10 protein-coding genes are annotated in these 19,711 nt (G+C 38.3%); 8 read left to right on the forward strand and 2 right to left on the reverse strand.

The genetic code is table 11. The features are described 5' to 3' along the window. Positions 1 to 164: 164 nt before the first annotated feature. Positions 165 to 2,738 (reverse strand): DUF5686 and carboxypeptidase regulatory-like domain-containing protein, encoded by a 2,574-nt coding sequence (locus tag CHB66_RS02525; RefSeq protein WP_245812653.1) that lies wholly within the window; start codon positions 2,736 to 2,738, stop codon positions 165 to 167. Between the two features lie 821 nt (positions 2,739 to 3,559). Here CHB66_RS02525 and CHB66_RS02530 point away from each other — a divergent pair. The 8 genes from CHB66_RS02530 (at position 3,560) to rsmG (ending at position 17,845) form a co-directional block, all read left to right on the forward strand. Then, positions 3,560 to 6,517: a SusC/RagA family TonB-linked outer membrane protein gene (locus CHB66_RS02530; RefSeq protein ID WP_089237668.1), complete on the forward strand. Its 2,958-nt coding sequence runs from the start codon at positions 3,560 to 3,562 to the stop codon at positions 6,515 to 6,517. 23 nt (positions 6,518 to 6,540) lie between these two features. Continuing rightward, a complete protein-coding gene (locus tag CHB66_RS02535) occupies positions 6,541 to 8,076 on the forward strand; it encodes a RagB/SusD family nutrient uptake outer membrane protein (RefSeq protein WP_170932415.1) in 1,536 nt (511 codons plus the stop codon). 71 nt (positions 8,077 to 8,147) lie between these two features. Beyond that, complete coding sequence (locus CHB66_RS02540) at positions 8,148 to 11,438, forward strand: VCBS repeat-containing protein (RefSeq protein WP_089237673.1); 3,291 nt, start codon at positions 8,148 to 8,150, stop codon at positions 11,436 to 11,438. Next, positions 11,419 to 14,748 carry a VCBS repeat-containing protein gene (locus CHB66_RS02545; RefSeq protein WP_089237675.1) on the forward strand — a complete coding sequence of 1,110 codons (3,330 nt, stop codon included), beginning with the start codon at positions 11,419 to 11,421 and terminating at the stop codon, positions 14,746 to 14,748. The genes CHB66_RS02540 and CHB66_RS02545 overlap by 20 nt, the downstream gene beginning before the upstream one ends. 46 nt (positions 14,749 to 14,794) lie before the next feature. Further along, the gene (locus tag CHB66_RS02550; protein ID WP_089238065.1) at positions 14,795 to 16,132 is read left to right on the forward strand and encodes a vanadium-dependent haloperoxidase; all 1,338 of its coding nucleotides are present in this window, start codon (positions 14,795 to 14,797) and stop codon (positions 16,130 to 16,132) included. A gap of 189 nt (positions 16,133 to 16,321) precedes the next feature. Continuing rightward, positions 16,322 to 16,537, forward strand: a complete 216-nt coding sequence (locus CHB66_RS02555) for a hypothetical protein (protein ID WP_009034614.1) — start codon at positions 16,322 to 16,324, stop codon at positions 16,535 to 16,537. Continuing rightward, positions 16,527 to 16,934, forward strand: a complete 408-nt coding sequence (locus CHB66_RS02560) for a putative toxin-antitoxin system toxin component, PIN family (RefSeq protein ID WP_089237677.1) — start codon at positions 16,527 to 16,529, stop codon at positions 16,932 to 16,934. The genes CHB66_RS02555 and CHB66_RS02560 overlap by 11 nt, the downstream gene beginning before the upstream one ends. Positions 16,935 to 17,212: 278 nt before the next feature. Beyond that, the gene (gene rsmG, locus CHB66_RS02565) at positions 17,213 to 17,845 is read left to right on the forward strand and encodes a 16S rRNA (guanine(527)-N(7))-methyltransferase RsmG (protein WP_089237679.1); all 633 of its coding nucleotides are present in this window, start codon (positions 17,213 to 17,215) and stop codon (positions 17,843 to 17,845) included. 81 nt (positions 17,846 to 17,926) lie between these two features. Here the strand turns inward: rsmG and CHB66_RS02570 are convergent, their stop codons facing one another. After that, positions 17,927 to 19,423 (reverse strand): M28 family peptidase, encoded by a 1,497-nt coding sequence (locus CHB66_RS02570; RefSeq protein WP_089237681.1) that lies wholly within the window; start codon positions 19,421 to 19,423, stop codon positions 17,927 to 17,929. Positions 19,424 to 19,711: the final 288 nt, after the last annotated feature.

The raw sequence follows: 19,711 nt of genomic DNA on the forward strand, positions 1-19,711 counted from the left end.
GATCTATAGTTACTTTGCTAGGCACTTTAGAAAAGACTAAAAAACAAAAAAGGCTTCAAAGAAGCCCAGATTAAAGATAAGACAGCCATGGGCCATCAAATCTTTCCAATTATTAAACCTTACTGCTACTAAGGTACTATTCTATACTGATTTATCAAAATCAATCAGTTAATGTTGATAAAACTTGCAATTCCAAATCGTACACCACCTCTTTTGTAACTGTCATTTTCAAAACCAGCACCCATTTCCAATCGGAAAATTCTAAATAAATTATCTAGTGAATACCCCACTTCCCAATAATGTGGAGAGTTGGCTGTCTTGAGATAGTTGAAGAATATATTTTCTCTTAATCCTGAGAACCTCAGCATAGGCAATTGCGTGAGTAGGAATTTTCTGAATTGATAATGAACAATTCCACTGAAATATTCACTTTGTGTGCTGTATTGGTAGTAGTCCAAGAATCGGTAATTAGAAGCCACACCCATATTGGCGAATATCGTTCTATTACCTCCAAAATGCATGAAGTCTTGGAAGTAGACCTGATTGCTGTTCAAAAAGCTTCCTGCTCTTACATTAAAATCTAGCTTGCCACTAACTCCAAAATTAAAGAAATGCTCCAAACCCAATTCAACTAAATCAAAATCCGGTTGATTACCTTCATAGCCATGCCTAATGCCCTTGGTATAGCCCAAGTTAATTACTGGAGCTGTTTCGTAGATGGGGATTTTTCGGCCATTACGAATTCTATATTTCAGCCCAGGCCTCCATCTGATGGTGTTGTTCCATATCATTGCTCTATGATTTTCAAAAGCGGGATCATCAGCCTCAAGATTATTTGGAATATTGGAGGTATAGGTTCTCTCTGGCCTATTGTAAAAGCTGAAATCGCTGTTGTTTTCCAAAGTTCTCCTGTCAGCATAAGTTAGATTGGATCGGTATGTGAAAGCATCACTCACTCGATGAGCAAAATACAAAGTGGCAAAATCTTGCTCGTAAAGCTTCATGTAATTTTGTCTGAAAAATAGAGAATACAAGGCATTCACCTGCTCATTAATTGGATTATCTCCATTGTATTGGAAGATGTAGGAGCCACCTCTCAATCCTAAAGTATAACCGGGTCTTCCTTTGTTGACAGATCTACGGATATCCATCACACTGTAAAGCTGATTGCTAGAGAATCCGTACCGCAATTCGGGCTCAAAATTCCATGATCTATTATAATAAGTGACTGAATCAGCCATTTTTTCAGATTTTTGAATTCTATAAAATCCACCAAGTCCAACTTTATAGCCTTCTACGGTGTTGAAAGAAAATTTGGTGAAATTTGTTTTGAACCCTGCGGACCTTCCTTTGCCGAAGAAATATCGACCTCCAGTGAGAATTTCTCCAGGTTTGAATTTTCTCTTTGCTCGCTGGGCGATGCTATCATCCTCACTCAATTTGGCCGCTTCTACTACCGCTAAGCTATCATCTCTTTGGTATCCTTTCAGCTCCGCGTCAGTAAGCTTCACGGGCCTGATGCTATCCCAATAACTCAAGTCTCTTTTCTTTGCCAAGGAATCTATTTTATAATTTCTCTCAGAGATTACTTCTACATTATCTCTTTCTTTGGTAGCTTCCTTTTCATAGGCGTTCACCAATTTCCTGAAATCTTTTCTGCTGAGTTCTTCTGACTGAGCCATCTGATCTAGAGCCGATAGATTTTTGTCTAAACTGATATTGATTTCTGGTGCTTCCTCTATTTTTTCGTCTATGATCTTGGTCTCTACGATCAAGTCGGGATTCAGCTTGACCTTGTGGTCACGTGCAGATGCGATGTACTTGTATTCTCCAGCAAACCCAAAGAATTTCCCTCCAAATACATAAGTATGCGTAGTGGGCATCCAGACATGCGTAGCTACTTCTGTGTACAATTGTCGCACTGCAATATCAAAACCCAACAAGGAAGTCTTTAAGTCTAGGCTGTGTATAGCCCAGTGATCCTCTATGATGAATATAAAACCCTCAAATACCCGCTCTCCTCTTGATCTTGGTGTGACACGGATTTTATTGATGGTGTAGCCGTTCTCTATAAATGATCCCTCAAACCTGAATCGATAATAAGCAAAAGCGGATGGGGCCAATGGAGAAATAGCTTCATTGATTTTTTCTTCATAAAAGCTGCTAACAATATAAGGAGCTGGGGAGGTTTGGTTATTGTCTCCGTTAGTTCGGATGCTGATGACTCGCTCCTCTACGGTATTGGGTTGCCTGAAGGTGATCTCAGAGACAGATTCAGTAGTGTAGGCTTCATTCAATTTGAGTCCTTCTTTTTCTAATTCTTTCTTGATAAAAAATGGTGCATTGGTCAGTTGTCCAGTGCCTTTTAGGTAGACCATCATTGAGTACTCATCTACTTGTAAGCGGTGATATTTGGCTTTTGAAATCGCTTTGCGCATCACTGTTAGTGCTGGGTCTTCAGCTTTGCTATTGATCGTCACTTCTTGCAAAGCGTATGTTTGTTGCTCCAGTACAAAATCCAAAGTCACCCAAGCATCTTTGATTTCTACTGTTTTGACCTGAGATGCATAACCCATAAATTGCACGACCACATCATATGCTCCGGGACTCAATTTGTATTCATATTCACCTTGCTGATTGGTAGGAATACCATCTCCTATATTTCTAATATAAACTGAGGCATAGGCCAACGCTTCTCCTGAGTCACCTTTGACAGTTCCCCTGATTCCTTGAGCCATTAGACTGAGTTGTGTAAGGCTAGATAATAGAGTGAGAAAAAAGATTGTTTTAGGAAAAAGCTGCTGCATAGAGATTTGTTAAGACAAATTGCTTGATTCTATTATTTAAACATAAAGCAATTCTACGGGAAATTGATGGAAGGGGCTGTTTTTTTAACAATAATTAGTTGTATTCTAAATTTAAGTTGAACGATTCCGAGTTGCTTTATTATTAGACTTCTTTTAGCAAAGCTAGTTACTATACCTAGTGCATAAGACTGCGTGGCTCCTTTTTCTTTGGTCTATAGGGTCTTCATTTATGATCTAAGAGGAACTCAAGTTCTTTCCTAGGATGAATTAAGATTTATTAAGATGAAGCTAATTATATTTTTTACTGATTCATAGAATCAAATTTAGTCATAGTGTCAATGTAAGTGATCATTATTCTATAAAATGAATCTGTTGATTTTTCAATCAAAAATTTCATAAAAAAGCATTCAATCAGATCATAAGTTTTGCTTATAGGCTATTGAACTTTGTTTTTGTTCTAAATGGTCTGAAAACTTCAGATTTGTGATTCAGGAATAAGCTATTTTTCACTTTTTTAATAAAACTCAAAAATTTTAACTATTCGAAAAGTTCAATCGTTTTCGGTTGCCGATATGTTAATATAATGACAAAATTTTAACAGATTAGGAAAAATACCTTTGTTCTATTAACACAACAATCCTCAAATGCCTTATAGTGACTTTGTTAAAAATTGCAAAATTCAATTTTATCAATCAACTTGGTTTAGAAATTAACTATTAAACCAAACCGTTTTTTTCAAAACAACAAACCCTATGAGAAATTATTTACAACAAGTAAAGGCGTTGTTGATGGTTACAATGTTGCTTTTTGCAACAGTACTATCAGCCAATGCACAAAGCAGGGAGGTGTCCGGTACAGTTCTGGACAAGACCATGGGCGAGCCCCTTCCTGGAGTAACAGTACTCGTCAAAGGTACAACCCGAGGCGTGACTACTGATCTAGATGGTAAATACACCATAAATCTTCAGTCTGGTGACCAGGTTCTAGTATTTTCTTTTGTAGGCTTTGCCGCTCAAGAAATCACTATAGGCAACCAAAGTACTATTAACATTGAACTTGACGAAGACATTCAGTCGCTTCAAGAAGCAGTGGTAATTGGATATGGTGAACAGAGAGCACAGGATGCTACTGGCGCAGTGGTAGCACTTGGAGAAAAAAAGTTCAACAAAGGTGTAATCAACTCTCCAGAGCAACTCCTACAAGGTAGAGCTGCGGGGGTACAGATTACCCCGAGTAGTGGTGAGCCTGGTGCAGCCATCAATATCAGGATTAGAGGTACTTCCTCTGTTAGATCCAATAACAACCCACTTTTTGTAGTTGATGGTGTTCCATTGGACGGAGGTGCTACTCAATCAGGTGGAGCTGATTATGGAGCAGGAGCTTCACAGCCTAGAAACCCTTTAAACTTTCTTAATCCAGATGACATAGAAAGCATCTCAGTATTGAAGGATGCCTCTGCTGCTGCTATCTATGGATCTAGAGGTTCTAATGGTGTAGTGCTTATCACAACCAAAAGAGGTAAAGCTGGTCAAGAGAGTTTGACGCTATCCGCAAGTACAAGTATCAGCACGAGAGCTAGAAAAATTGATCTATTAGACGCTTCAGATTATGTGGCACAGGCGCAGGCAGCAGGTGCAGATCCGAGTATTGTAGACTTTGGCTCGGCAACAGACTGGCAAGATGAGATTTTCCAGACAGCCTTAACACAAAATTACAACTTAGGATATGGTGGAGGAACTGAGAAAACCCAATACAGGGTATCTTTAAGTTACATGGATCAAAAAGGTATCATTAAAAATACTGGACTCGAAAGAATAACTGGAAGAGTAAATGCAACTCACAAGATGATCGATGACAAGCTTAAGTTTGATCTGCAACTTTCAGCTTCAAATATCAAAGATTCTTATGCTCCACTAGGTGAAGATGTAGGCTTTGAGGGTAATTTGATAGGAGCTGCTTTGCAAGCAAACCCAACTAGGCCTATCAGGAATGCAGATGGGACCTTTGCACAATCCCAAGATTTCAGGAATCCAGCTGCAATGTTAGCCTATATTGATGATCAGGGTGAGACTGTAAGGGTATTGGCAAATATGGGGCTAACCTGGAATATTACTAGCGACTTGTTCTATAAGTTTAACTATGGGTATGATTATTCTTCAGGAGTAAGAAGAACTAGTATTGATCAGAGGATATTGTTTCCTGGTATTCAGAATATAGGTAGAGGTATTATCAACAACAACTACTTGAATAGCCAGCTTATAGAACATACCTTGAATTACAATACAGAAATCAATGGCAACAGACTGTCTGCATTGTTGGGTTTCTCTTATCAGAATTTCGAAAATAGAGGTCACTTCCTTCAGTCTCAATTCTTCACACTACCAGGTGTGCCACCTGTAGACAATATGGGAGGGGTTGATAATGTTAATGCAAGAGCATTTTTAGGCGATTCTTTCAGAGGGAGAGATGAATTACAATCCTTTTTTGGAAGAGTAAACTACAATATTCAAGACAAATACTTATTCACTGGAACTGTGCGAGTAGATGGTTCTTCAAAGTTTGGGGCAGACAATAAGTACGGTGTATTTCCGTCCTTAGCAGCAGCATGGAGAATTTCAGAAGAAACATTTCTTAAAGGTAAGTTTTTCGATGATTTGAAAGTAAGAGCAGGTTTTGGGATTACTGGAAATCAGGAGTTTCCAAGAAATGCCGCCATTACAGTACAAAGGGCTGATAATCAAGGTGGTACATTCATTGCAAATGAATTCAATCCATTTTTGAGATGGGAGGAGACAATCCAGTACAACCTAGGATTTGATTTCTCCATATTGAGGTCAAAGTTAACGGGTCAAATCGATTACTTCAACAAGCAAACTCAAAACCTATTGATCTTGGTAGATGTGCCAGCACCAGCAAATGCTGTTTCAAGGTGGGAAAATTTGCCTGGAACTGTATATAACGAGGGTATAGAGATTACCTTAGATTATTTAGCGATGGAGAGAAATGACTTTAGTTGGAATGTTTTAGCTAATGCTACTTTTCTTAGAAATGATGTGCAAGGTGTAGGTACAACATTAAATACTGGTAATATCAACGGTCAAGGTTTGACAGGGGCTTATGCGCAAAGAATCACGGATGGTCAACCATTGTATTCTTTCTTTATGAGAGATTTTCAAGGATATACTGAGGATGGACTTGGAATTTATCGAAATAACGAAGAATTATTTTATTTAGGTTCACCATTTCCCACATTTACCTATGGTCTGACAAATAATTTTTCTTATGGCAAATGGGATGCTAGTATCTTCTTAAATGGTCAAAATGGAGGTTTAGTTTATAATAACACAGCAAACGCGATATTTTTAAGAGGAAACCTCGCTAATGGTAGAAATGTTACTAGAGAAATTGCTAACTCTGCTGAGAATCCATTGAATTTCGGAGAAGTCTCTTCAAGATTTTTGGAATCAAGCAATTTCCTTCGTTTGTCAAATCTTAACATTGGTTATAGCTTTGATGTAAATAATAGATATATAAAAACTCTTAGGATTGGATTCACTGGGCAAAATTTACTCTTGTTTACAAATTATACAGGTTATGATCCTGAGGTTAATACAAATAAAGCAAGAGATGGGGTGCCTTCTCTAGGTATTGATTATACCGCTTTTCCTATCCCAAGGGTATATACACTTAATTTGAACATAGGATTCTAATTGATTAAATTATGAAAAATATAATGAAACATTTATTCCTCTTTGTATCAGCTGTGACCTTTATGGTAGCTTGTACAGATTTGGTAGATGAGGCTTTAGATGCAGAGTCATTTGAAAGGCCAAGTGAAGCAGGTGAATCAGGCGATGTTGCGGGAGCATTGCAAGGTACCTATAATCAGCTTAATGCATTCTCGGATCAGGCAGGTGTCTACGCACTTCAAGAACACCCTTCTGACGAGATGATGGGGCCGACTAGAGGGACTGACTGGTCAGATTTTGGGATTTGGAGACAGCTACATTTGCACTCTTGGGATCCTTCACACGAGTTTGTATTTACAGCTTGGAACATACTGAACACTGGACAGCTTAGGGCTACTCAAGTAATAGAGTCATCTGGTGCTACGGAAGCACAACGTGCCGAAGCAAGTTTTCTAAGAGCATATTTTATTTACAACATTGTTGATCTCTATGGACAAGTTCCAATTAGGTTGGACATTGATGATTCAGAAGAAATACCTACGGTAATTTCAAGATCTGAAGCCACTGATAAAATTCTAAGTGATCTTGATTATGCGATAGAGCGCTTGCCAAGATTGGCAACATCTAATACAGGAAGAGCAACATATGAGGCAGCGCATTTCCTAAGAGCTAAGGTGTATCTGAATAAGGCGGTATTTACTGCTCAAAATCCAGAGGGACCATACACTTTTGAGAGCGCAGATATGCAAGAGGTCATCTCAAGTGTAAATGAAATCAGAAATAGTGCGCTAAGCTTATCAGAGAGCTACTGGGATAACTTTGTCCCTACCAATAGAACTGAGTCTCGAGAGATAATCTTTGCAAGAAGAAACGAGCCAGGAAATGCTGTTGCTTCTGTACAAAATAGATACAAGATGACTTTGCACTACAATCAAGTCCCTGGTAGTGGAGGTGGATGGAATGGCTTTACCACTGTGGCTGATTTCTATAATAAGTGGAATGATGATGCAGATGAAAGAAGAGGGAAAGCATTACCTGGGTTTACAGATAGACATGGCTTGAGGGTTGGGTTTTTGCAAGGCCAACAGTTCAATGCGCAAGGCCAGCCACTCACTGATCGAGGTGGTAATCCATTAATTTTCACAGCAGAAGCTAGTCTTTTATATTCTAATGAGCGAGCAGGTATTAGAGTCATCAAATACCCACCTGATCCAGACAATCTTAACGATGGTTTGATAGGTACTGATTATGTGTTTTTTAGATATGCAGATGCCTGGTTGATGCAAGCAGAAGCTTATTTTAGATCCAATAATGTCAGCGAGGCTCTAGGTATGGTCAATGGTCTTAGGGTAGCAAGGGGTGCTGCACCACTTACCACGTTGACAGAAGACTTGCTCTTAGATGAAAGAGGATTCGAATTATATTGGGAAGGATGGAGAAGAAATGACCAGATTAGATTTGGGAAGTTTCTAGAAGCTTGGCAGAATAAACCAGCCTCTTCTCCGCATGTTGTGCTGTTCCCTATTCCTCAAAGAGCAATGGATACTAACCCTAATTTTGTACAAAACGCAGGATATTAAAACTTAATTCTTGTGGGAAATAATTAAGAAGGCAAGTATATTACTTGCCTTCTTTAATTTGAAAAAATGATATGAGAATTAAACTAAGAGTCATCTTACCCTTACTATTCGTCTTATCTTGTGGACAGAAGAAAGTTCAGGAGCATTTTGATGGGGTTTTCCGAAAAGTACCCTCAAGCCATTCAGGTATAGATTTCAAAAATACCCTCGTCGAATCTGAAGATTTTGATGTGTTCAGGTATAGGAATTTTTATAATGGTGGGGGAGTTGCGATTGGGGATATAAACAATGATGGTCTTCCAGATATATACTTGACTTCTAATACTGGAGCAAATAAACTTTATTTAAACAAAGGAGGGTTTGAGTTTGAGGATATTACCGATTCTGCGGGGGTGGCTGGCTCTAAGCCATGGTCAACTGGAGTTTCCATGGCCGATCTCAATGGGGACGGACTTTTGGATATCTATGTCTGTAATTCAGGTGATGTCAACGGAAGGAATATGGAAAATGAACTTTTTATCAATAATGGTGATGGAACATTTACAGAGATGGCAAGCCAATTTGGGTTAGATGATCCAGGATATTCTACGCATGCCGTTTTTTTTGATTACGATAGTGATGGCGATTTGGACATGTACCTTTTGAACAATTCTTTTAGACCGATTTCTACACTTGGTTTTAGAAACCTAAGAAATCAAAGGGATGAAAAAGGAGGAGATAAATTATACAGAAATGATGGCGGTATTTTTATGGATGTCAGTGAGCAGGCAGGTATTTATGGAAGTGTGATTGGTTTTGGTTTAGGAATAAGTGTGGGGGATATTAATAACTCTGGGTATCCTGATATTTTTATTTCAAATGATTTTTACGAACGTGATTATCTTTACCTCAATCAAGGTGATGGTACTTTCAAAGAAGTCTTAGAAGATTACATGAACCACATCAGCATGTTCTCAATGGGAGCTGACATTGCAGATCTCAATAATGATGGGTTTCCTGAGATTTTTACCACTGATATGCTTCCCGAGTCTAATCAGAGATTGAAGAGGATGGCATCATTTGAGTCTTATGATGTGCATCAACTGAGACTGAATACAGGATACTTTTATCAGTATATGAGGAATACGCTTCAATTGAATAACGGGGGCAATAGCTTTAGCGAAATAGGATATTTGGCAGGGGTCGCAGCCACTGATTGGAGCTGGGGAGCCTTGATTGCTGATTTTAATAACAGTGGTAATAAGGAGATTTTTGTGTCAAATGGAATCTATAATGATCTCACTGATCAAGATTTTGTAGAGTATTTGAGTTCTAATGAAAACTTGAAGGCTGCAATTGAGGGAGAGAAGATTGATTTTAATGCTTTTATAGCTAAAATGACTTCTGAGAGGATTTCAAACTATCTCTTCGAACGTTCTTCAAATTTACAGTATAAAAATAGTGCAGTTTCTTGGGGACTTTCAGAACCTTCCTTTTCAAATGGTGCGGCGTATGGTGACTTGGACGGGGATGGTGATTTAGATTTGGTTGTCAATAACCTGAATCAAGAAGCTTTTATTTATGAGAATAGATCTGAGGAATTCTTTCCAGAACACAATTTTTTGAAGGTCAATTTTAAGGGTGAAGATTTGAATGTTTTTGGATTAGGGGCAAAGGTCTTTGTATACGTTGATAATCAGGTATTGTCTTTTGAGCATTTACCTATTAGAGGTTTTCAGTCTTCGATGGATTATGATATGGTCATTGGTTTAGGAAAAAATGAGCGCATTGATTCTTTGATTGTGAAATGGCCAAATCAAAAAGCAGAAAAAATCAAAGAAGTTAAATTAAACGCTACTTTAGAGCTGAGGCAAATTGATGCAAATCTCGCTTGGGAATTCAAGCAGCGAGGAGAAAGATGGCTGAGTGAATCAAGTGTAGAGATTGCCTATCATCATAAAGAAAATGAATACAGTGACTTTGATAAGGAGCGCTTGGTCTATGAAATGCTTTCTACAGAAGGCCCAGCATTTGCAAAGGCTGATTTGACTGCTAATGGCCTTGAGGACTTATACATCGGTGGTGCAAAAAATCAAGCTGGAAAGTTATTTTTTCAATTTGAAAAGGGAAAATTCAAGGAGGTTCTTGTCGAAGCATTTGTAAATGATCAAGCAAGTGAAGATGTAGATGCAGAATTTGTTGATGTTGATGGAGATGGTGTAAAGGACCTCGTCGTGATCTCAGGTGGAAGTGAATTTGTAGGGAATGCCGTGGAGCTTAAGGATAGGGTTTATTTGAATAAGAATGGGTCATTCATCAAGAAAGAAGATGCCTTGCCTGTAAGTTTTGAGATAGGATCTAAGGTCATCGCTTATGATTTTAATGGCGATGGTTTTGAAGATCTATTGATTTTTAACAGAAAAAACAAGAGTGGCTATGGCCTAATTCCAAAGCACCAAGTATTACTTAATGATCATAGGGGAAAATTTTCGGACCAGACCTCAGCGCTATTTGAGAAGTCTTCTCAATTGGGAATGGTCACTGACGCAGCGATATTTGACAACAAAGGCAAGACTTACCTGGTGATTGTTGGTGACTGGATGCCAATCACATTCTTTGAAATTCGAGATGGAAAAATGTTGGAGTCAGATTTAAAAATATCTGGGATATCCAAAACCAATGGTTGGTGGAGAAAAATCATGGTAGAAGATTTGAATAATGATGGAAAAGTAGATCTAATTATCGGGAACAGAGGACTTAATAGCAGGTTCAATGCATCAGCTGCCCATCCAGTCAAATTATATGTGGGGGATTTTGATAATAATGGTTCAACTGAGCAGGTGTACACTTTCCAAAAAGATGGGCTGGATATACCATATTCTACGAGGCATGAATTGGTTAAGCAATTACCATTTTTAAAAAAGAAATTCAATACTTATAGCTCCTATTCAAATGCCAGCATCACCGATTTGTTTGACCGAGAGGTCCTAGATAATTCCTTGGTCTTGGAATCCTATGTAGGAGAAACAATGATCCTGATCAATCAAGGTGAAGGATTCGAAAAAATAGACATTCCAATTGAAGCACAATTATCGTTTACCAAGGCCATTGAAGTGATAGACTTGAATGGAGATGGCCTACTTGATGTCATCCTAGGAGGAAATTTTGATGCCGTGAAGCCTGAATTGGGAAGGTATGATGCTTCTTATGGTACTATTCTACTTCAAGACCAAAATGGTAATTTCAATTTCATACCAAATACTATTGCTGGATATAGCGTTCGTGGGCAGATCAGGCATTTAGTTCATTTGGATCGTTCGAATTTATTGCTGTCAATAAGAAATAATGATAAAATAGTTATTCATGATGTTAACAAGAAATAAGGTAAGCAAAAAGAGAAGCGTCATCTTTTTGGTCGTAATGAGCCTTGCCTGTCAGCCTGTGCAAGAGAAAGAGACAATGTTTGAACTACTTTCAGGTACCAAAACGGGAGTCAATTTCAAAAATACCTTGGAAGAGACTGTAGACATGAATATTTTTAATTATATGTATTTTTACAATGGTGGTGGCGTAGCAGTAGGAGATATGAATGGGGATGGGCTGATGGATATTTTTTTTACTTCCAATCAAAATTCGAATAAACTGTATTTGAATCAAGGGGACTTTCAATTTAGAGATGTCACTACTATAGCTGAAGTTGAAGGATTCAATAGTTGGACCACAGGAGTGAGTATCGCAGATGTTAATGGAGATGGGTTGTTAGATATTTATGTCTGCTATTTAGGGGATTATTTGGGTGAAAGGAGTAGAAATCAGCTTTTGATCAATCAAGGAAATAATGAAAAGGGTATTCCTATTTTTAAAGATGAAGCACCAGAATATGGATTGGATTTTGTTGGATTCTCCACCCAAGCGGTTTTTTTTGACTATGATTTGGATGGAGATTTGGATCTTTTCTTATTGAATCATTCTGTTCATAATAATGGTACTTTTGGTCCTTCTTCTATGAGAAGTGAGCCTCACCCGACAAGTGGAGATAGGTTATTTAAAAATGAAAATGGATTTTTTATAGATGTGACATTCGAGGCAGGTATATTCTCAAGTGCTTTAGGTTATGGGCTTGGTGTTGCCATCAGCGATGTCAATTTGAATGGGTATCCAGATATATATGTAGGGAATGATTTTCATGAAAACGATTACTTATATATCAATAATGGGGACGGTACTTTTACCAACATGCTTGAATCAGCCATGCAACATACCAGTCATTTCACCATGGGAGTAGACTTTGGAGACATCAACAATGATGGTTTCCCAGAGTTGATCGCCCTAGACATGCTTCCTGCAAAGCCTGATATTCTGAAAGCTTCAGCTGCAGAAGATCCATATGATGTTTTTAATTTCAAATTGGACTTTGGGTACAGTCATCAATTTGCAAGAAACACCTTGCAGTTGAATAATAGAAATGAATCTTTTAGTGAAATAGGCTTGTTTTCTGGTATTTATGCCACAGATTGGAGCTGGTCTACATTCTTTGCTGATTTAGATTTGGATGGACAGAAGGACATCTTTATAGCCAATGGAATTTTGAGGAGATCCAATGACCTTGATTATATTAATTTCATTACAGATGAAAAAATTCAAAATGACATTCAAGGAGAGATTGGTCAGAAGGAATTGGAGCTTGTGAAGAAGATGCCAACTATAAAAATTCCTAATTATGTTTTCAGGAATAATGGCGATTTGACCTTTGAAGATGTATCACAGTTCTGGGGACTAGGATATGATTCATATTCCAATGGAGCTTCTTATGTTGACTTGAACAATGATGGAGCGCTAGATATTGTTGTGAATAATATCAATGATGAAGCTTTCATATTTCACAACAAAGTTTTGGAATCACAAGTGGGAAATTTTTTGAAAGTGAATCTGTCTGGCAAGCCTGGGAATAATTTTGGGATTGGTGCTAAGGTATTGGTTTATACAGGGAATCAAATGCAACTTCAGGAATGTATGCCAGTCAGAGGGTTTCAAAGTTCTTCCGACTATAGGTTAAATTTTGGTCTTGGAGAAAATGGTGCAGTAGATTCTTTGATTGTCATATGGCCAGATCGAACATTTCAAAAATTTAAAAAAGTCATTGGAAATCAGGTAATTATACTAAATCAAATAGAGGCAAAGGGAGAGTTTGATTATTCAATATTCCATCAAAAAGAAAGTCAGTTCATAACCAAAGAAGGAAAAGAAATAGGAATTAATTTCGTTCATAAAGAGAATAAATTTAATGAATTTAATAGAGAATTTCTCCTTCCAAAAATGCTATCCCAAGAGGGGCCTGCGGTGGCAGTTGGTGATATCAATGGTGATGGATTAGATGATATATTTTTTGGAGGTGCAAAGCATCAAGCCGCTGAGGTCTATGTACAAAATCAAAACGGTAAGTTTGATTTATTTAAGCAACCTCAAGTTTCACTAGATAGCTTAAGTGAAGATGTCCAAGCTTATTTTGGTGATTTTAATAATAACGGACACTTAGATCTCATCGTGACGAGTGGAGGCAACGAATTCTCTGGAAATCATCCCAATAATCAGCCTAGATTGTATTTGAATGATGGCAAAGGGAATTTTAAAAAGTCAATAGATGCGTTCAAAGGCATTTATCTTACCTCGGGATCACTGACGGTAGCAGATTATGATCTAGATGGAGACCTGGACGTCTTCATAGGTGGGAGGACGACACCATGGAAGTATGGTGAAATCCCGAGGAGTTATCTTTTGATCAATGACGGAGATGGAGTTTTTGAGGATAAAACCAAAGATTTAGCTCCAAATTTGGAATATGTAGGACTCGTTACTGATAGCAGGTGGGTTCATTTAACTGATACAAACTTACCTGACCTGATCATTGCTACAGAATGGGAGCCCATCAAAATTTTCAAAAATAATAAAGGAAGACTAGATCTGCTTGAAGACACGAAGTGGTCAAATATGAAAGGATGGTGGCAAGCTATTATACCTGGGGATATTGATGATAATGGGCTGCAAGATTTTATAGTAGGAAATTGGGGAGTCAATTCAAAATTGAAAGCTAGTACTGAGGAGCCTATCAGGATGTACTACAGTGATTTTGATGACAATGGGAATGCCGAACAAATATTAACTCACTATATGGATGGGGATGAATACCCATTTAACACTAAGGATGAATTGAGCAAGCAATTACCATCTTTAATAAGAAAATACGTGTCTTATAAGGAGTTTTCAAAACAAACCTTAGCCGACATCTTTGATATTCAAAAATTAAAGGCAGCTACCAAATTTGAAGTAAATCAGATGAATTCCTTGATTTTCAAAAATCAAGGGAACTATGATTTCAAAATAGACACTTTACCTAAGGAAGCTCAGTTTGCTCCCATCATCGCAGGTTCGGTTTTGGAAAGTGGCAAAGGAGTTCTTTTGGGGGGGAATTTTTTCCCTGTGAATGTTCAATTGGGGAGGTATGATGCATCTTATGGGGTATTATTGACGTACGATAAGGCAAGTGGAATGATGGAATATGCCACCCAAGATTATTCTGGACTGAAAATATTGGGACAAATCAAAAGCATTCATCCAATCAAGCTGAAAAATTCAAACGCCTTCTTGGTAGTTGGAAATAATATGAAACCTATAGTACTATTTTCTAATGAATAATTATTATTGTAGACTTATGGTATCAATAAACTGGAACGAAGCTCAAATGAAATTTAATCTTATTTTATCATATCTGTTTTTGGTTACTTTCCTATACTCCTGTCAGGAAAAAGACTATTCTCAGGTAATTAAGGATGGTCAATTCCAATTTGATGCTCAAAATAAGCTGACAGAGATTATCATTCATGATATTTTTTCTCCACCAGTGGCGAGTAGGATCTATGCTTATCCCTCGATAGCAGCCTACGAGGTAGCGGCCTTGTCAGGAGGAGATTACCAGTCGCTGATGGGACAGTTGAATGGTTTTGAAAAGAAAGACTTTCAAGCTTCTGATGATGTCTATTTCCCTTTAGCTGCTTTGGCTGCCTATTATAAGGTAGGGACGCTGCTTATTTTTTCAGAAGAAATGATGCAGGAACACAGAAATGAAGCTTTCAAGTCCATTAAAGCACAAGGTGTTCCTAGTCGCGTAATGGAGGCGTCGATTGCGTTTGGGGAAGAGGTCGCGGATCATGTGATTGCCTATTCCAAGCAAGACAATTACCACCAAAGTAGGTCATTTGAGAAATATACGATCAGCGCAGACCCAAACGCTTGGCAACCAACTCCACCGATGTACATGGAAGGCATAGAGCCACATTGGAACAAGATTAGACCATTTGTATTGGAGTCGGCAGATCAGTTCAAGTCTGTGCCACCTACGGCATTCAGTACAGAGGAAGACTCTGATTTTTATCGAGAAGCAGAGGAAGTTTTCAAAGTCACCAAGAATCTCACCAAGGAGCAAAGTGACATCGCTTACTTCTGGGATTGTAACCCTTATAAGGTCAATGTCAAAGGTCATGTGATGTTTGCAGAGAAGAAAATTACCCCAGGAGGGCACTGGATGGGTATAGCAGCGATATCCTCCAAGACTGCTCAGCAAGATTGGAGGGCAGCAGCAGAAACTTTGGCGATGACCAGTATAGCCCTATTTGATGGGTTTATCGCTTGCTGGGATGAGAAGTACCGCTCTGTGTTGATCAGACCTGAGACTTATATCAATAAGTATATCGACGAAGATTGGTTACCCTTATTGCAGACCCCGCCTTTCCCGGAGTACACTTCAGGGCATAGTGTGATCAGCAATGCGGCTGCTGAGACCCTTACCAAGCTTTTTGGAGATAATTTTCATTTTGTGGATTCTACAGAAGTAGCATATGGCCTTCCCGTCAGAGAATTCAAGTCATTCAGACTTGCAGCAGATGAGGCAGCGATCAGCAGACTCTATGGAGGGATTCACTATATGCCTGCCATTGTACATGGCTCCACCAAAGGTAAAAAGCTCGCAGACCATTTCCTCCAGACTGTTCAATCGAAAAGTGAAAACTTGGCTTCAAATTAAAAAGCAAGAGCTTGAGGTTAGAATTTTTTCAGTATTTTTAGTTGGTTGAAATAATGATATAAATGTTCGCTTATTTTCCAGCTAGTATGGTTGCTAAGCGAATGTTTGTAGCGCGTATATTGAAGTTGTGGTGCATGATAAAATGACCACCGATTTAAAAAATTCGTATCTTTAAGAAAGATTAAAAATATGGAAACTATTAGAGTTGATATATTGAATCCTAAGGCCAAAGCCCTTTTGAAAGATTTGGCAAATTTGGATTTGATAAGGATTAAGAAAGATAAATCTGAGAATGCTTTTTCTGAAGTATTGAAAAAATTCAGGAGTAAGTCAGATGAAGCCCCAAGTTTAGAAGAAATTACTAAAGAGGTTGAAGCAGTCCGCAAAGCCCGGTATGAAAAATAGAAGGGTAATTCTGGATACTAATCTGTGGATAAGTTTTTTGATCTCCAAAAGACAAAAGGAATTGGATATCCTTCTTGAATCTGGGGCAGTAACACTGATTTTTTCGCAAGAATTGCTTGAGGAGTTTTTAATGGTTTCAGAAAGGCCCAAATTCAAAAGATTTTTTAAAAAATCAGATATCAAAGCACTTCTGAACCAAATTGAAACTTTTGGAGAATTAATAAGGGTGGAATCAAAAATCAATGAATGTAGGGATCCAAAAGATAATTTCTTATTGAGTCTTTCGGTTGATGGTAAAGCAGATTTCTTAGTAACAGGAGATTCTGACTTATTAGTATTAGGGAAGATAGAGAAGACAAAAATAGTTTCTTGGGCTGAATTCATTTCTCAAGAATAAAAATCACAGCCTGTCCCGCTTAAGCGGGAATACCACAACATCACCTTGGATACAGCGGGCGGTTCAGAGTAAATAGAAAGTTAAGTATCTTAAAAAAGTTAGGAGTAGGCTGGAAGAGAACGGCTCCTCCATGCTGAATCACGTTGAAATCATAAATATATCCATTCTGAAACCTTTCAATAGCCAAATCTTTACAATCGAAAGACATTCATTTCTCCTCCAAGCAGGTATATTCTAATATTCACCCTATTTTTGTGAGAAATTAGATTTGAGCATACATGGACTTGATACTTCAATATTTCCCCAACCTGACTGAAAAGCAAATAGAGCAGTTTGCAAAACTTCAAACACTCTATGCCGAATGGAATGACAAAATCAATGTGATCAGCAGGAAGGATATGGATCATTTTTACGAGCGCCATGTCTTGCACTCTTTGGGTATAGCTAAGGTGATGCAGTTTCAGCCAGGTACCAAAGTATTGGATATCGGTACAGGTGGAGGTTTTCCAGGGATTCCATTGGCTATATTATTCCCTGATACACATTTTCACTTGGTAGATTCTATTGGCAAAAAAATCACTGTGGTCAAAGACGTGGCCAAGCAACTCAAGCTTTCAAATGTAGAAGCGCAGCAAGCAAGAGCAGAATCGCTCGTACGGAAGTATGATTTTGTGGTGAGTAGAGCAGTGACCAGATTTACCAACTTTTTTCCTTGGGTCAAAGGGAAGTTCAAAAAAGAAGATTTCAATGAATTTCAAAATGGCATGTTTTTGCTCAAAGGGGGAGATGTCGATGAAGAAATGGAAGAAAGAAATGTAGGGTATGTCAGTTATCACTTGGATGATTATTTCCAAGGAGAATTCTTCGAAACCAAGAAAGTGGTCTATGTTCCTTGGGAAGGGAAGAGATAAAAAATCAGTGGGTAACTTGCCCATTGAATAAATTCACGGATGATATTTTGATGTCCTATTCAAGTCAAACAACAAAGAATTCTATCTTTCTCCCCTATTATTGGAGCCATCTACTGGATTTCTTTCAGCTCTATTGACAAGATCCCAAGCCAAATGGAAGATCAATTTTGCCCTAGTGGTCATCAGAGGGAATTCAATTTTATCCACTGTGTCAGCAGGAGTATGATAGTCATTGTGTAGTCCTGAGAAGAAGAAGATTGATGGGATGTTGTACTTGGCAAAATTGTAGTGATCAGATCTGAAATAGAACCTATTTGGGTCATTAGGATCATCATACCTGTAGTCGAGATTGAGGTTGGTATATGTGATGTTGTTGTAATCCAAAATGATCTTCAAATGGCTAGACAACATCGCCGAACCAATCGCATAAAGGTAATCAGTATCTTCCTTGTCTTTATAGATATTATCAATTCTACCCAACATATCTATGTTCAGGTTGTTGACAGTGTTTTCCAAAGGGAAAATCGGATTCTCCACATAATATTGTGAACCTAATAAGCCTTTTTCTTCCGCAGTCAAAGCAACAAATAATACACTTCTGCTTGGACGAATACCGTCCTTAGCGGCCATACCGAAAGCTTCAGCAATTTCCATCAAAGCGACTGTTCCCGATCCGTTGTCATCCGCGCCATAGTTGACACTTCCATCTGCATTGGGAGCGACGTGGTCATAGTGCGCTGAAATCACCAATACTTCTTCTTTTTTGTCAGTTCCTTCCAAATAACCCAGGACGTTCTCGGTAGATACTATTCTTTTCTGCTTTTTTACTTGGAAGCTGGACGAAACGGGTTTCACTATGTTTGGATTAGATGTAGCAGCTTTCAAATCGTCAAGGCTTACGTTGAACATTTTTGCCATCTGCGTTGCACTCACCATGAAGGCGGGCTCTTGCTGTGTAGGTCTTTCGAAACCTAATCTTCCGCCTGACGAACCCATAGATGCATATCGACTTGCTAACCTATCAAATGCAGCCTGATCTTCCATGGTGGTGATGATAGCTCCTATAGCACCAGCTTCCATCACATCTCTGACCACATTTTGAGTCCTGCCGCCAATGGCCCAAACTGCTGCTAGTTTGCCTTTTACATTTACCTTTGCCAAGGATTCCTTTGAGCCATCGCCTACAAAGACTACATCTGCTTTTTGGCTTTTTTTCATATCTGCATCACCTACAAAAATAAAGTCTTTATTGGCCTGCAATTTTGATTTGTCTACTTGAAGTTGTACTTCTGGATAACTGTTGGAAACCAGTTCGAAAACTTGGTAATAATCTCCATTTACTGGGCCTTTAAGGCCATATTTTTGAAAATGCTCCTTGATGTAAGTAGCTGCCATTTTTTGACCTTCGGCTCCAGTATCTCTACCTTTGAGTTCCTCAGAAGCAATATACCTCAGATGAGTTTCTAGCTCTGAGGCGGTGATGGTAGAAGCGTACTTGATGGCTGTAGCATCCTGTGCCTGTGTGCCAGAGGCTAGCACAAAGGCCAATGCCCCAATTAACCAAAATCTTTTTTTCATTGCGATTAATATTTGAGTTTATAATTACTGATTCTAAACATAAGCATAAAAAAAACTACTTTAAAAAGAGTATATAGGTTTTATCGAAATAATTGCAATTTTGTTGCAAAAAAAAAAAGAAATCTATCTTCTAATCCCTAGAAAAGTCAGTCCTTCAATACATGTCAAGCTTAGAGAAAATACTCAGATTGAAATTCTATGCCTATATGAATATTCAATCTTCACTCTACCATTGCCAAGTTTTTTACGTGCAATAATCCCCACAATTTAAGTATAAGAAATACTGAC

The sequence above is a fragment of the Belliella buryatensis genome (assembly GCF_900188245.1).
GTDB classification, from domain to species: Bacteria; Bacteroidota; Bacteroidia; order Cytophagales; family Cyclobacteriaceae; genus Belliella; species Belliella buryatensis.

Bases quoted from the DNA above. Each gene is read 5' to 3' on its own strand.
- CHB66_RS02540 (WP_089237673.1), top strand. From the start codon at position 8,148: ATGAGAATTAAACTAAGAGTCATCTTACCCTTACTATTCGTCTTATCT.
- CHB66_RS02535 (WP_170932415.1), top strand. From the start codon at position 6,541: ATGAAACATTTATTCCTCTTTGTATCAGCTGTGACCTTTATGGTAGCT.
- CHB66_RS02560 (WP_089237677.1), top strand. From the start codon at position 16,527: ATGAAAAATAGAAGGGTAATTCTGGATACTAATCTGTGGATAAGTTTT.
- CHB66_RS02550 (WP_089238065.1), top strand. From the start codon at position 14,795: ATGAAATTTAATCTTATTTTATCATATCTGTTTTTGGTTACTTTCCTA.
- CHB66_RS02555 (WP_009034614.1), top strand. From the start codon at position 16,322: ATGGAAACTATTAGAGTTGATATATTGAATCCTAAGGCCAAAGCCCTT.
- CHB66_RS02525 (WP_245812653.1), bottom strand. From the start codon at position 2,738: ATGGCTCAAGGAATCAGGGGAACTGTCAAAGGTGACTCAGGAGAAGCG.
- rsmG (WP_089237679.1), top strand. From the start codon at position 17,213: ATGGACTTGATACTTCAATATTTCCCCAACCTGACTGAAAAGCAAATA.
- CHB66_RS02570 (WP_089237681.1), bottom strand. From the start codon at position 19,423: ATGAAAAAAAGATTTTGGTTAATTGGGGCATTGGCCTTTGTGCTAGCC.
- CHB66_RS02545 (WP_089237675.1), top strand. From the start codon at position 11,419: ATGATGTTAACAAGAAATAAGGTAAGCAAAAAGAGAAGCGTCATCTTT.
- CHB66_RS02530 (WP_089237668.1), top strand. From the start codon at position 3,560: ATGAGAAATTATTTACAACAAGTAAAGGCGTTGTTGATGGTTACAATG.